Source organism: Paraglaciecola sp. QJM3NY_14 (assembly GCF_056173245.1).
The window spans coordinates 410,034-424,181 of the sequence record NZ_CM149664.1 but is presented as its reverse complement, the minus strand read 5'-3'; the positions used below and the strand labels follow the sequence as shown (position 1 = coordinate 424,181).

General features: G+C 41.5%; 18 protein-coding genes. 11 read left to right on the top strand and 7 right to left on the bottom strand.

The window, feature by feature from the left end:
- Positions 1 to 74 precede the first annotated feature (74 nt).
- Positions 75 to 761, top strand: coding sequence for a cyclase family protein (locus tag AC0VYA_RS01855; protein ID WP_475489879.1), 687 nt, complete (start codon positions 75 to 77; stop codon positions 759 to 761).
- Here the strand turns inward: AC0VYA_RS01855 and htpX are convergent.
- The 5 genes from htpX to AC0VYA_RS01830 form a co-directional block, all read right to left on the bottom strand.
- Entirely contained in the window at positions 758 to 1,630 is an 873-nt protein-coding gene (gene htpX, locus AC0VYA_RS01850) for a protease HtpX (RefSeq protein WP_011573301.1), read from the bottom strand. The two genes, AC0VYA_RS01855 and htpX, sit on opposite strands and share 4 nt — an antisense overlap.
- 101 nt (positions 1,631 to 1,731) lie before the next feature.
- Entirely contained in the window at positions 1,732 to 2,523 is a 792-nt protein-coding gene (locus AC0VYA_RS01845) for a substrate-binding periplasmic protein (RefSeq protein WP_475491018.1), read from the bottom strand.
- A gap of 140 nt (positions 2,524 to 2,663) precedes the next feature.
- Entirely contained in the window at positions 2,664 to 2,879 is a 216-nt protein-coding gene (locus AC0VYA_RS01840) for a hypothetical protein (RefSeq protein WP_475491017.1), read from the bottom strand.
- A 287-nt stretch (positions 2,880 to 3,166) separates the two neighbouring features.
- Positions 3,167 to 4,066: a hypothetical protein gene (locus AC0VYA_RS01835; RefSeq protein WP_475489878.1), complete on the bottom strand. Its 900-nt coding sequence runs from the start codon at positions 4,064 to 4,066 to the stop codon at positions 3,167 to 3,169.
- A 10-nt stretch (positions 4,067 to 4,076) separates the two neighbouring features.
- Positions 4,077 to 5,366, bottom strand: a complete 1,290-nt coding sequence (locus tag AC0VYA_RS01830) for a DUF6895 family protein (RefSeq protein WP_475489877.1) — start codon at positions 5,364 to 5,366, stop codon at positions 4,077 to 4,079.
- A gap of 175 nt (positions 5,367 to 5,541) precedes the next feature.
- Here AC0VYA_RS01830 and AC0VYA_RS01825 point away from each other — a divergent pair, with 175 nt between their 5' ends.
- The 7 genes from AC0VYA_RS01825 to AC0VYA_RS01795 all read left to right on the top strand — a co-directional run bounded on the left by AC0VYA_RS01825 (position 5,542) and on the right by AC0VYA_RS01795 (position 8,334).
- The gene (locus AC0VYA_RS01825) at positions 5,542 to 6,801 is read left to right on the top strand and encodes a DUF6895 family protein (protein ID WP_475489876.1); all 1,260 of its coding nucleotides are present in this window, start codon (positions 5,542 to 5,544) and stop codon (positions 6,799 to 6,801) included.
- A gap of 106 nt (positions 6,802 to 6,907) precedes the next feature.
- Positions 6,908 to 7,123: a hypothetical protein gene (locus tag AC0VYA_RS01820; RefSeq protein ID WP_011573295.1), complete on the top strand. Its 216-nt coding sequence runs from the start codon at positions 6,908 to 6,910 to the stop codon at positions 7,121 to 7,123.
- A 26-nt stretch (positions 7,124 to 7,149) separates the two neighbouring features.
- Positions 7,150 to 7,353: a hypothetical protein gene (locus AC0VYA_RS01815; RefSeq protein ID WP_475489875.1), complete on the top strand. Its 204-nt coding sequence runs from the start codon at positions 7,150 to 7,152 to the stop codon at positions 7,351 to 7,353.
- Positions 7,354 to 7,379: 26 nt separating this feature from the next.
- Complete coding sequence (locus AC0VYA_RS01810) at positions 7,380 to 7,595, top strand: hypothetical protein (protein WP_006994693.1); 216 nt, start codon at positions 7,380 to 7,382, stop codon at positions 7,593 to 7,595.
- Positions 7,596 to 7,621: 26 nt separating this feature from the next.
- Positions 7,622 to 7,837 carry a hypothetical protein gene (locus AC0VYA_RS01805; RefSeq protein ID WP_475489874.1) on the top strand — a complete coding sequence of 72 codons (216 nt, stop codon included), beginning with the start codon at positions 7,622 to 7,624 and terminating at the stop codon, positions 7,835 to 7,837.
- A gap of 26 nt (positions 7,838 to 7,863) precedes the next feature.
- Positions 7,864 to 8,079 carry a hypothetical protein gene (locus AC0VYA_RS01800; protein WP_011573291.1) on the top strand — a complete coding sequence of 72 codons (216 nt, stop codon included), beginning with the start codon at positions 7,864 to 7,866 and terminating at the stop codon, positions 8,077 to 8,079.
- Between the two features lie 48 nt (positions 8,080 to 8,127).
- Positions 8,128 to 8,334 (top strand): hypothetical protein, encoded by a 207-nt coding sequence (locus AC0VYA_RS01795; protein WP_011573290.1) that lies wholly within the window; start codon positions 8,128 to 8,130, stop codon positions 8,332 to 8,334.
- 570 nt (positions 8,335 to 8,904) lie between these two features.
- On the opposite strand, the gene AC0VYA_RS01790 is transcribed toward AC0VYA_RS01795, so the two are convergent.
- Positions 8,905 to 9,498 (bottom strand): acyl-homoserine-lactone synthase, encoded by a 594-nt coding sequence (locus tag AC0VYA_RS01790; protein ID WP_011573289.1) that lies wholly within the window; start codon positions 9,496 to 9,498, stop codon positions 8,905 to 8,907.
- 228 nt (positions 9,499 to 9,726) lie between these two features.
- Here AC0VYA_RS01790 and AC0VYA_RS01785 point away from each other — a divergent pair, with 228 nt between their 5' ends.
- A complete protein-coding gene (locus tag AC0VYA_RS01785) occupies positions 9,727 to 10,674 on the top strand; it encodes a hypothetical protein (RefSeq protein ID WP_475489873.1) in 948 nt (315 codons plus the stop codon).
- On the opposite strand, the gene AC0VYA_RS01780 is transcribed toward AC0VYA_RS01785, so the two are convergent.
- The gene (locus AC0VYA_RS01780; RefSeq protein ID WP_011573287.1) at positions 10,671 to 11,417 is read right to left on the bottom strand and encodes a helix-turn-helix transcriptional regulator; all 747 of its coding nucleotides are present in this window, start codon (positions 11,415 to 11,417) and stop codon (positions 10,671 to 10,673) included. The two genes, AC0VYA_RS01785 and AC0VYA_RS01780, sit on opposite strands and share 4 nt — an antisense overlap.
- A gap of 223 nt (positions 11,418 to 11,640) precedes the next feature.
- Between AC0VYA_RS01780 and AC0VYA_RS01775 the strand changes: the two genes are divergently transcribed.
- Together AC0VYA_RS01775 and AC0VYA_RS01770 are read left to right on the top strand one after the other, a co-directional pair.
- The gene (locus AC0VYA_RS01775; RefSeq protein WP_475489872.1) at positions 11,641 to 12,552 is read left to right on the top strand and encodes an ATP-binding cassette domain-containing protein; all 912 of its coding nucleotides are present in this window, start codon (positions 11,641 to 11,643) and stop codon (positions 12,550 to 12,552) included.
- A 1-nt stretch (position 12,553) separates the two neighbouring features.
- A complete protein-coding gene (locus AC0VYA_RS01770; protein WP_475489871.1) occupies positions 12,554 to 14,140 on the top strand; it encodes a hypothetical protein in 1,587 nt (528 codons plus the stop codon).
- Positions 14,141 to 14,148 lie beyond the last annotated feature (8 nt).

The window sequence follows — 14,148 nt, the reverse complement described above, 5'->3', positions numbered from 1 at the left end:
TGCTTTAAAAACCCAAATTAATGCTAAGTTGAACACTTTGTCATTTCCGGTTTTAGCCCGCCTAAGGAGTCTCATTGACTGACCCTCAATCTAACAAACGTACCTTTATCGATTTGAGCCATCGCATATACGACGGCTTAATCACGTACAAAGGTTTACCTGCGCCCATTATGTGCGACTACCTAAGCCGCGAAGAATCGAAAAAGGTTTACGGTGATGACTATCAAGTGCAAATCGGCAAAATCGAAATGGTTAGTAATACCGGCACCTATATCGACACACCTTTTCATTTTGCCGCTGATGGTGACGACCTTGCACAAGTGTCGTTAGCGCTGTTGGCTGATTTATCCACAGTGGTGATTGATGCAAAAGATAACATCGAGATTGGCCTGCACTTTTTCAAAGAGACAGATGTGGCAGATAAGGCCGTGCTTATTAATACCAATTGGAGCAAGCATTGGAACAGCGAGCAATACTTTGAAAACCATGCTTATTTGACTGAAGAAGCTGCGCAGTGGCTACTTGATAACGGCGCCAAATTGGTGGGCATTGATTCACACAATATTGATGATACCCGTGGCCGAAAACGCCCAGTGCATAGCTTGCTATTGGCAAATAACGTACTGATTTGCGAGCACCTTACCAATTTGGATAAAGTGCCCACCCAGGGTGCACGTTTTTATGCGGTGCCGCCTAAAATAACCGGTGTCGGCACCTTTCCTGTTAGGGCATTTGTGCAAATTGAAAAGAGTAATAACTAACCTTTCTGCAGTGCCTCTATGCGTTTGTCCAGCGGGGGGTGGCTGGAAAACAACTTTTGCACCTTGCCTGCACTAATGGCAAACGCAGCCATTTCCTCTGGCATGGGCGGCGCATCTTGGTTTTGCTTTAAACGCTTAAGTGCAGCAATCATATTGTTGCGCCCCGCGATACTTGCACCGCCAGCATCGGCTCTAAATTCACGGTAACGTGAAAACCACATTACGATCATCGATGCTAAGATGCCGAGTATTACTTGGCTGATAATCGACACTATCCAAAACGCTGGCCCATGACCCCGTTCGACTTTAAACACGACTCGGTCTACCACATGTCCGATAACCCGCGACAAAAACACCACAAAGGTATTCAGCACGCCCTGGATTAGGGTCATGGTTACCATATCGCCGTTGGCAACATGGCTAATTTCGTGAGCTAGCACAGCTTCAACTTCGCTTTGGGTCATGTTTTCAAGTAAGCCGGTACTGACTGCCACTAATGCATTGTTTTTGTTCCACCCAGTGGCAAAGGCATTGGGGCTTGCGTGCACGAATATACCCACCTCAGGCATGCCGATATTCGCTTGTTCTGCTTGGCGCTCAACCGTGCGTAGTAACCAACGTTCAGTGTCATTTTCAGGATGCTCAAGCACATGCACATTCATACTGCGCTTGGCCATAAACTTTGAGATTAACAAGGAGATGATCGAGCCACTAAAGCCAATAACGGCCGAGTAAACAAGCAGAGCCTGCAAGTCTAAATCAACCCCGTTTTGTGCTAACAAACCTTGAAAACCAAACAGGCTAAAGACCAAACTAATCAATACCATAACGGCAATGTTAGTGGCTAAAAACATTAGTATTCGAAACATATTTCACACTCCAAATTAGAATGCTTAATATGTGGCCAATGCTTGCGTAGCGCAATAGCAAAGGTGCGCAGTTTCAATATTTATTAAAAAATATGGCTTCGTTAGACAGAGCTACATTGACCCTGCATTGGAAAGCGAGGAATCGAAGAATGTGCTGCTAAAGATTGAGTCGCCTTACCACTTGCTTTAAACCCTGTGAGCTCAGCATCAATGAGAGCTTTCACCTTGTGTAGTGCAGGGCGCATAATAATATTCAACGGGATCGTGCTAGTTGCTTTTGGGGACTGATAAATTGTTACGCCACAGAATTCGGGGCGAGAAAAAACCAGTTTAGCACTGTAATTGTTGAGCACCGCGTAATCACAACGGCCCTTTGCCAACATCGAACCCAGCGTAACTTTACTAGAGGATTCAAAACGGACCAATCTCCCAGCGTCGATTGAGGCTTGTAAACCAGTATAAACATACCCTTGTTGGGTACACACACGCTTACTATCAACGACAGCGAAGTCAAAATTGTCATCAAACGGCGTGAGACTATATAAAAAGGTCTTATGCTGAATAACCGGTATGCTGGTAATGACCTTGTTAGGCTCAGATACCCAGCCCACATTCGCAAGATATAAATCGACTTTACCTTCTTTTACAAATGTTTCACTTCGCTGTTGGTTTGAATCCACGAAGGTAACGTCTACTCGTTCTCGACGTTTTAAATTTGCAAAAAAGTCCGGCACGATCCCTTTATACGTTTGTGAAGGGTCGTCGTAATATAAATAGGGAAAAGAACCGGGAGTGTTGACCGCAAAGGTAAGTTCATAGAGTTCGGTAGCTTTCGCCAACTTCGCGTTAAGCGGTAACACAAGAAGTATTATGGCAAGTCTACACAAGCGCACTAGCGTCAAACGAAACTCCTTTACTAAGCGACTTTAAGTCAACGAGTATGAGTATTTCACGCCTGTGGGTCAACTTTGTTAATCTGGTGATTAGAGGCAGTGGACACCTGCACCCAAATGCATGAGTGCAGTACTCAGAGTTAGTCTTTTGCAGGCATATCCTGCAGTAGCTTGATAATAGTGCGGTTATTATTTAATTCCGCCAGTTCTACCAAGTAATCTTTCTCAAGACTTTGCATCGGCCCATGGGGCAGTAACTCTTTCACGGTTTGCTCTTCGCCATTGGCAATCGCGGTTTTTAAAGCGGCAAAGTGCGCGATACCATGTTCATTTTGATCCTGTTTATGAGATGTCATCATGCGTCCTCCATCAAGAATTCACCTCTAACCTAACAGTTCAACCTTGGCGGGATCAACCAGACCTCACAATTTGTAACCTTTGAGTTTGCATTATCATACTGAATACATCGGCAGATAAAAAAGCTGATTGGAGGTGAACTACAGTGCCGGTTTGTCGGCGTAGACAGATTATGAATAAGTAGAAAGCGTGGCAACACAGACAACTGTCACCAGTAGCAGGTGACAGTTGTGCCGTAAAAAATACATATCCGATTGAAATACCCACACCCGCCACTTATTTTGCGCTAGGAGCAAGCTTCCGCTTGGTGGGTGATATTTTCTTTTTGTTGCTCCGCTTGTTCAAATCGGCTGATCAATGCACTTCTGATCCAAAGTGTTGCTATAGCTAGAACAACCCCTTTAGCCGCCATACTTGCGCCGGCATCATCGGGCAGCAAGAACAAGTTACGACTACCAATGAAATAAATACCTAACGCAATGGCGGTAGGCCAAGCACTGACTGTATTTATTGCTAATCCCGCTAACACGTAACTCAGGCCTACGGATAACAGCGGCATGTAAATAAAAGCACTTAGTAAGGGAGAGTTCGGGTTAATGTAACCAAAAAGGCTTAAAGGCATGGCACACAGTCCAATCAACAGACCTACAAAGATTGGAGCCTTATGGATCCCGACCAAATTGGATAGCTCTTGAAAGATAACTCCTCTCCAGCAAGCCTCGAAGGGAAACACAACTAAAATAGCCATTAGCACCCCAACAACAGTGATCGTAAGACACAAGTTAAAGGCAAAGAAAGCGTAGGATTGAGGCTCGTTACCTAACAACAACGCGACATTAGTTATGTGGATTTGCTGGCGCACTGTATCTAAAAAATACACTTGATCGTTTAGATGTCCCAGTCGCCCAAAAAACAAAGAGCCTTGCTCTGCGAACAATAATACGAAGCCAGTAAAAATACCTATCCCCATCCATTTAATATCGATACGTTTCACACTGTTTAGCATCAAGTGAATGCATTTTTTTCCGCTTAATAAACACGCCAATAAGGGGATCCACATTAAGCTCACTATTAGCACTCCCCCAAAGCTAATAATGTCGATATAGGCAAATAAACATTGCACTGAGATACTGGTGAAAAAAATAACGGCAATAAGAAAGTTAAACTTTTTTATGGTGAGTTGCATGTACGCCTCCTTAGCTTGCTAAAGCATCGAATTGTTGCCAATTGATTTGGCGGTGAATATTCAATAAAGGCACTTGAATCGTATCAACGGCTTCTTCCCAAGTTTTCCCCGTTGTCGTTAACGCGTGGTATTGATCATAGTAAAAGCCAACTTTGCCGTCTGCTTGGCATTGTTGCTCGATAAAACGCAGAGAAAAGGTGAGGATATACTCTATATCTAAACGCCGAATATCTGGTATTTGCTCTTCTAAAGTCTTGAGCACCGTCAGTGCTAATGGCAAGTTGTAATCATTAAGCAGTCTAACCAACTGTCCTGAAGCATATGCTGCGAAGTAAGATAATGAGGGGCCTCTTGCCCATATGCTATCTATATGGGTCGCGGCGAGTCTAAATGTCATGCCCGCCACAAGCATTGTGTGGTAATGCTTGACCCACGTTTGAAATTCATCACTGGTTTCACTTAGCTTTTCGAAACCTTCTGGCTCACCTGGGCCCGGTACTATAGTGTGATCAATTGAATTCTTGTCTACCAAGTCTAATGCATACTGCAAATGCCAACGCTTGCAAAGTCCTGTCAAAATCAAACACATCAATAACTCTAACGCCAAATCTAAATTGTTATTTGCCATATAGCGCACGAAAAGAGCTTCTAGAGCTTGTAACTGAAGGTGTCCGTACGTCGGCTCAAGCCCAAGAAAGTCATGATTGACCTTCATACCAGTCAAGTAAAAAATATTATGCGTTAAAGCATAAGCTTGCGCTTCATCACATTGAATCGGATCTGGCAGACGATTCATGTTGGTCAACCTATTCACCTCTTCAACTGAATACGGCATTTCAGATAACCCATACATTTTTGCGAAAAACAGGTTATCCATCAGTCGAAAAGGGGGGAGTTCTATAGATCGTAAATGAGTAGATAGGTAAGTATCTTCGAAATAAGCATCTAGTTTTTCAGTACTTTTGCCCAAGCTTTTTGCCACAGCGACAGGGAATGCATAAAGACCATATGTGGAGAGATTCCGCCTAGCTAAGTCTAAGTAGTCGTTGCAAGAGATGGTTTGCCAATAGCTTTCAACTAATGCTGTTGGTGATCCAAATGCTTCATATTGTGCGGTTACATATATGTACAAGCCAGCTTCGCCGAACGCTTTACGGCGATAATCAGTCCCTTTGGGGCAGTCAGCGACTAGCGGTTGGAAGCATGACAAGTTTCTATCTACCCAGTTATCAATTTTATTAATTCTTTTTTCTAAGTATTTTAACGTCGTACTACTTTCTGCAAAATTTTGATTATTCATGATAGTCATTCCTTATTTAAGTTCGTTAATAGTAATCAAAGACAACATTAAGCGAACTGTAAGATCTATCAGTTAACCTCAATTAAACGCCAAAAATAATAACCTGATACTTTTTACAGTTTCCCAAATCAAAAAAACAAACAATTATTACCCCATCAATTTCAGGGGAAACAAAATGAATAAATTGAAAAGTGAATTATTTAAGAAAGACATAGAAAACAAAATTAAAAACATAGACATTTGGATAGATGAAAATAAAGAATATTTTGATTTATATAGAATTTCAGATAATGAAACTACATTTTTACATAGAAAGTCATTTTGCGAATACTCTCTGTATTTATTAGTCTGTAATAACCATACAATTAAATCAAAAAGCAAAATCGTTGAAAAACAATTCTTTGATCAACTGAAAGATGAAAAATTTCTTCAATTAGCTAAAGCAAATCGCGAACTTTTCCTCGCCTTTGGATTACCTATTGCAGTCGCTAAGCACCTTGGGGTTAACAACACAGAACACGAAAACTATTTTACGGACGAGCTTTATTCACAACATGCACGTTCGTTGGAGTTAGTGCCCTTTCGCATGATGGATTATATTTTTGCTACGCAGATCCACGGCGACTTAGCACATATATTCCCAGTAAAAAGTCTATATGCCATGTCAAACTTCACCCGTTTACCCGACCCTATTCACACTGATGAGTCCCAGGCATACGCTTTAACGCATAACGTGTTTTATCTGACCGGCATGCGCAAATGCCATGACTTTTTAGATGTTGGGCTGCGTTTCGACCATGGGATTGCCGGCTCTCTAGAGTCCCTGCTAATAAAATATATTGCAAAGCAAGACCTCGACGTATCGCTAGAGTTACTTGCGTCCCTCGCCTTAACTGGGCATTGCAAAGAATGGCATTTGGACTTGGTTTTTTGTGAAATCGCCAAGGTGATACAAAACGACACAATCATTCCAGGTCCGGTAGGGCGAATGGGTGATGATGTTAAGCAGCGCCACGGAGAAAAGTTCCAAACGTGGGCTAAAAATTATCACACCATGCTGGTCGCAGCGATGTGCTTGCGAATTATTTATGACCAATTAGACGACATTTTTGTTGACGCGGACCCCATCGATTTAAAGCTCATATATTCCCTGGGGCACTCCCTAAGATTGGCCGACGAGTACAACCTTCCCCTTCTGCTGACCGTTCTCAAATCACTTGAAACTGATCGTGAAGCAATTGAGACAGTCGGTTTGGGCCATGTCATTGATAACACAATTCAATTTGTTAATTCACAACGGAATGAACACGGCTCTATTGGCTATTTTCATGACGAAAAAATAAAGAATAAAAGTAACTGCTTCGAAACTTCAGTCCACAACACGATTAAAAAGATTGATGACTGTATCGACTGGAAGAAACTAGCAATTGCTTAAAAAATTGGATAGCTAACGCACTTATTTGCGTTAGTCATTCATAACTTGTTATCGCAACAAAAATTAGTTCGTTCGATAACGTATATAAAACGAAAAGAGAAACACCATGCAACTTAACTTCGCAACCCAAGGCGTAAATTTCATCGCATTCACTGGCTATGCACTGGTATATGACGCGCAAGAACTAGGTGACTTAACTGCCGCAGTAAACACCGATCTGATGAACGTACTCGCAGACAAAGTGGACCCTGCATTACTTGATGCAGCGACACATGCAGCCAATAGCATTAACGACATCGCTAGCAACGTATCTGTTAGCTAATCACACACTAAAAAAGGAGAAACACTATGCAACTTAACTTCGCAACCCAAGGCGTAAATTTCATCGCATTCACTGGCTATGCACTGGTATATGACGCACAAGAACTAGGTGACTTAACTGCCGCAGTAAACACCGATCTTATGAACGTACTCGCTGACAAAGTGGACCCTGCATTACTTGATGCAGCCAATAGCATTAACGACATCGCTAGCAACGTATCTGTTAGCTAATCACACACTAAAAAAGGAGAAACACCATGCAACTTAACTTCGCAACGCAAGGCGTAAATTTCATCGCATTCACTGGCTATGCACTGGTATATGACGCACAAGAACTAGGTGACTTAACTGCCGCAGTAAACACCGATCTTATGAACGTACTCGCTGACAAAGTGGACCCTGCATTACTTGATGCAGCGACACAAGCAGCCAATAGCATTAACGACATCGCTAGCAACGTATCTGTTAGCTAATCACACACTAAAAAAGGAGAAACACCATGCAACTTAACTTCGCAACCCAAGGCGTAAATTTCATCGCATTCACTGACTATGCACTGGTATATGACGCACAAGAACTAGGCAGCTTAACAGCCGCAGTAAACACCGACCTTATGAACGTACTCGCTGACAAAGTGGACCCTGCATTACTTGATGCAGCGACACAAGCAGCCAATAGCATTAACGACATCGCTAGCAACGTATCTGTTAGCTAATCACACACTAAAAAAGGAGAAACACCATGCAACTTAACTTCGCAACGCAAGGCGTAAATTTCATCGCATTCACTGACTATGCGCTGGTATACGACGCAAAAGAACTAGGTGACTTAACTGCTGCAGTAAACACCGACCTTATGAACGTACTCGCTGACAAAGTGGACCCTGCACTACTTGATGCAGCGACACATGCAGCCAATAGCATTAACGACATCGCTAGCAAAGTTTCTGTTAGCTAATAAGTGACCTGGCGGTGCAAGCCGCCCTTAATTTAAAAAGGATTCTTTATGAAAGGCTCGGCATTTTCAGTAAACGGTGTACACTTTTATTCAATGACAAACTATTACTTCATTGTAAAAACAGATGAAGTAGAAAATATAACAGCGATTGCAAACTCCGATTTGTTAAATCAACTCTATGACAAAATCGATCCGCAAATTATGGATGCTGCTACACAAGCTTCTGATTTGATTAGTTCAAGTACATTGGCTTAGCATATACGGCGCCAGTGATAATTTGAATCCTGGCGCAGTCTTTCACTCATCAGCACGCTTATTTTCCCCACCGAATGTATATCAGCAAACGATAATTTTTAATATTTTGTGCCACTTCAATTTAGAAACACATATCAGCACCCTGACTTATCATCATTCGCTAAAGGCTGTAAAAGTAAACGCTTACTTACTAAAAAACCACAGTTACTTCAATGATATAGGCGTAGCTAACTCAGTCAGCTTTTTGTATACAGTAGCTTATGTTCATGAAGTCGAGCTTAGCTTGCGCAGCTGTAGATTAATTAAAGTAGCCTAGGGAACGGCATTAACCCGTTAAAAATGACAATACAAGCGCTTAACAGGATACAGACAACACTGTTCACCTATCCCTTTTTATAAGGCATAAGAGAGTTTGAGAAATGATCTAAAACACCATTTCAATAGATTATATTTATTAAGATATTTGATATCTATTACGGGGAAAATGAGAATACACTTGGAAAGTAAAAAAGATGAATGTTCGGGCGACGTACAAAAGACGAGCGCCCAATAGTATAGGAATATATAATGTTAATGAATAGGATTAATATTTAAATTGTTGTCCACTTTAACCCATAGGGCAACAGATTTCTCTACCCCAATTTGCATCGCCTGACCATCTCCCATTCTGCGCATATTTACGCCCAAATACCGAAGAATTCGCTCACAGGCCGTGGTTGTTACCAGTACATAATCTGTAATGCCATTTTTAATCGCAAATGAATAAAATGAACTTACTAAAGCAGCTGTATCTTCGCTTGCGACTCGAGCAGATTTCCCTGTTCTATTTTTACTAATAGCAAAGCGACTTATTTCCCAAATATTTTTTTCTTCAGGTGCTAACTCCCCTCTCAATAACTCTGGGAATATATCTTTTAGCATATAACTTTTTGTTGTTGGTATTGCACGCCATCCACCAACAATATCATCGCTCTCATTCAACATAGCAATATAACTTGGCTGCTGGTTATCAAAAAAGTCTTTTTCCAAGCCTTTATCAGATTCGACATCCCAACCTAATCGCCCTTTAAAGACTTCAGATCTTAATTTGAACATATCATTAATTAACTCTGGATTACGTCCAAATTCATTATTGTTTTTATCTATTACTTTTATTTGTCTCATTGCGCTGAACCTAGTTTAGTTAACTTGCAACTAAGCATATTCAACGAAATTCAATAAATTCAGCTATCACATTTTACAGTAGGGTTTTAATCATTGTCCCTAGCCTAATTCCAATAATTTTCTCCTGTAGTATCTGACAGTATTTTTATAAAACACCGTCAGATCTAACAGGATATATAAACATTTAAAGCAGCTAAAATATCGAAATGGAGTTAAGTGGATACCGCAATGAACAACAATATTTTTGCTTTACGTTCTCGCTGCTTGTCGTTAGTAATAGATAAAGCAGCGTCTATTTCACATTATTGTGGCGCAGCTTGGTTATTTTGTCTTAAGGGCAAGATACTAAAGCTTCAAGGAAGCACTCAGCTGGAATCTGAAGCTCTGCTACTGAGTCAGATAAAGGCAAGTGGTGCCGGGGCAGACCTTTACTTGTCCTTGCCTCCAAATGCTTTGATTAAGGATAGTAACGCACTGGTTAAAAGTGCCACCGACGCAGGTATCGTCAACATTCTGTATCCGCGTATCCCCGCTCATTTTAGGTTTAGTGACAATCATAAAACCAATTTTCTTTCTAACAATATCAACGTTATTGCTATCAACAATGCATTGATGGATCTCGGGACGGTTATAACCATGCAGACCAACGAACAAAAGAAAAGGCCTTGGATAAGTTGTATCACGTGTGCTGATCTGTCGGGCAGAGAAGCGGATTTCTCTACGTTTGATGAGGATATAGAAGCGATCAACTATATAAAAAGGCTGGTTGGCAATATGGAGTTTGTAGCTGAAGAGCCCGGTTGTTTGCCATTCAATGTCAGCAACACAAAAAATAATGCTAACCAAGCTGTTCAACATCACACTGTCAATAGTTTACTGGACGTGAAGAAACTTTTAGCACACGCGTGCGAACATAAGATGACCTGTGGACTGATCATTGTTCACACTGATTTAGCTAAAGAAATGATCGTGAGTGGCCTCGTCGACGAAATGATTTATTATCTATGCTTACACCAGACCGAACTCGAAAACACTCAACCGATAAACTTACTGAATAACGATTGGAAAATATCCAGCAGCTATCACTTCAGTAAGGGGATAAGGTTTAACGCTCGTCCTGAATCTGATATGACTAAACAACAATTTAACAGTGAGCATCGTTTATACTTAAATTAGATATTTGGTTTAATAATGCCCTTCTTGATCGCTAGCGCGACAGCATGCTGTCGATTAATAGCGCCTAGCTTGGTGTTTGAGTTACCTAAGTGAAATAAAACTGTTCGCTCAGAAACATTTATTATCTGCGAAATTTCCCAGGCTGTTTTACCTTCACAAGCCCAAAACAAGCATTCAAGTTCTCTTTTCGTTAGCTCCCGTCTATCTGTTTCGTCGCTTGCACTTATCTCAAGCAGAACGTATCGCTCGAATAAGTGCGTTGCAAATGTGTGGCAAAACATCTGAGCGTTATCTAATACTCTATTCGCATCGGAACGTTCATCTATCGCTACACTGAATACGGCGATATTCTCAGAAGTAGATCGAATAGGGATGCTTAGCCCATTGTACAAGCCATATGCCGCTGCTTTTTCGAAAACGAGCAAACCTTTAGTAGAAGAAAAGTCTTGGTACTCAACGAGTTTGTCCCAGCGGATAGGAGATTGCTTTTCAAAGATGTATTTAACAACAGGGTCGTTTTGTTGTTCACTTTCCTTAAAGTAAAACTCGAGCCATTTCTCTGGATAATTCGAAATAACTCTAATCGTCGGTGAGTATGAGGATGTTTGCCCGATGACGCCCAATAAATAAAACGGGATATCAATTAGCTGACAGAACCTTTCGCAAGTTTCCTTTAGAGCATCAATTGAGCTACTTTCGTCTACACTTTCTAGTAATTCGTAGAATTCTTCGACTTGCATCATCCCTTCCTTGCTGGAAATGTTTTTAGATTTTAGTCACGAAGAGTGCGTTTGCGTCATTAAGCATGTAGCACTCGTTCATTTAATAACCAAGCTAGCAAAAAATGGTAAGTAAAACTACCAAAAGATCACACTATTAATCTGCAAACCTGTCAAAAGTAACAAGTAGGAAGTAGCACATAAGCTCCTACAATAGGGGTTCTGTAACCTACAGAGGTCATGCAATATGTCAAACGCAAGGTTTCCAAAAAAACAAGTTCAGCTGGAAATACAAAAATTAAGCAAGTCGTACGACGAAAATCAAACAGCGCTCAATAACATAAGCTTAACGTTAACTCCTGGCATAATTGGATTAGTCGGATCGAACGGTGCCGGCAAATCGACTCTGCTTAAGTTAATTGCGCAGTTGGAGCGTCCCAGCTCTGGCAGCATCCAACTAAATGGCCAAGATGTAGCAGGTTGCCCGCACTTAATCAGGCAACGATTAGGCCTGCTGCCGCAACACTTTGCTGTCTATGAAAATTTAACGGCAAAACAATTTTTGCAGTATTTAGCCGCGGTTAAACAGGTGGCCAGAACGCATGTAGCTCAAGATATCTCTGAATTGTTACATGCGCTCAACTTACATGAATTTGAAAACCAAAAAATTTCAACGTTTTCAGGTGGCATGCGTCAACGACTCGGTATCGCACAAGCGCTGCTTGGAGCACCCGACATACTTATTTTTGATGAGCCTACCGTTGGGTTAGACCCCCATGAACGAGTTGCCTTTCGCAGCCTGCTAAAGAAATTAGCCAAAGACAAAATTATTATTTTATCTAGCCATATCATTTCTGACCTCGCCTCGATATCAGATAATATATTAGTACTCGCTAGGGGAGAGGTTTGTGCCTTCAACACACCTGAAAATTTACTTCAGCATATGAAGGGCAAGGTGTGGGACATCATGGTGGAAAACTCAGAAGTGAGGCAAATTGAGACCCTGTTTAAAGTTTGTGATACACAATCTTTTGACGAGAAAACGCGATTAAGGGTTATTCACGACACTCCCCCTAATGAATGTGCCAGTTCTACCGCCCCCAATTTAGAAGACGCGTATCTATTCTTTACAGCCCCTTGCCCTTTGCAGGAGCACTAAAATGAACTGGTATTTCTGGCGAATTGTTCGATTAGACTTATACAACAGGATCCACAAAACTAACTGGTGGTTAGCTTGTCTTTGCATGATAGCAACGACATTGTTTCTTTTTCCTGATGCGAGCGCTGGATACGCCGTTTTAGATATTAATGGCTATCGGGGAATATACAATTCGGCGTGGATGGGGGAGTCGGTAGCATTAGTCAGTTCTTCGTTCCTGCTGCTGTTTGGGTATTACTTACTATCAGGTATTGTTGCCCAAGAAAAAACATCTCAAATGCAGAGCTTATTACTCTGTTCTTCCTTCACCATCAATCAGTATTTAAGCACTAAGTTTGTAGTCAATGTTTTACTGCTAAATATCATTGGCACTTTGATGATAGCAGCTGCCATGTTGCAACAGTTAATCGCTCAAGAGCAAACTACCATATATGTTACTGCGTACCTCTTGCCCTACCTAGTGCTCATACTCCCAGTCACTATTTTGGCAAGTTGCTTTGCATTATTATTTGATATTCTCCCTGAAAAAATACGTAAATATAGCAACCTAATCTACTTTTTCGTTTGGGCGACACTCAGTACTTTAAATATTTTTGGATTATCCGCTCACAGCGAATTTACCCGGCAAATGGAGCAAGCCGCCCCCTCACTAACCGCAGGGCAAGTCCAACATATATCGATAGGAATATCGAAGCTGAATCGCATTCAAGAAACATTTGATTGGCAAGGGGTCAATTATGACACCTTTGTTTTCATACCCGTTATTTTACAGCTATTATCAGGCTTAGTGGTTTTCGCAATCACGTTGAAGCTAGCAAATGGTTCGTGTCACCTCCTATATCAGAGCAAATCAACTCGTTCCACCACAGGTTCTACTTCGAAAAAAACGTCATCAAGTTCCTTCGCGCTCACTAATTATCTCTTTACTCTAAATTCACGTTACCCACTGTTAAGCGCGGAACTAGGGATGCTGAGCACTCTTTTAAACCGCAGCTTTTGGGTGATTGCTACGTGCTTATGTTCAGTTTCTTTATTGGTTTCACTCGATATTCTACGCACAGTCATATTGGCTATTATCTGGCTCCTTCCTGTGGTGACAGTTTGCCAAGTAAATATATGCGATGAGCGCTCTGACACCGCGGGGCTTTTATCAGCCTACCGAAATCAACTCACCCTAAGGCTGACACGAGTGCTTGGGGCAAGCATATTTACAAGCCTATGTTGCTTGGGTGCGTTAATCAGGTTTGCAATAGAAGGGGATTTTATTGCGGTACTTCATCTTCTGGGATACTGCTTACTACTCCCATTGGGATCAGTCACGTGCAGCATGATTTTACATTCGCAAAAGATGTTCCAATTGATTTTTTTGTTCTGCTGGATAACCAGTGTGGTCAACCACGCCCCTTATAGTGATCTGATTGGTGTGACAGCCAGCAGTCAGGGCTTTAGCACGACATGGATGGCTAATTTTACCTTATTTATCCTGCTCATTGGATATCATGCCAATCCCTTTACCATGCGATGCAACTTCTTGTATGGAAAAAGCAAAAAAGCAGTCGTTGAAGAGGTAAGAAGCGGTGCTAATTAGGTTAAATC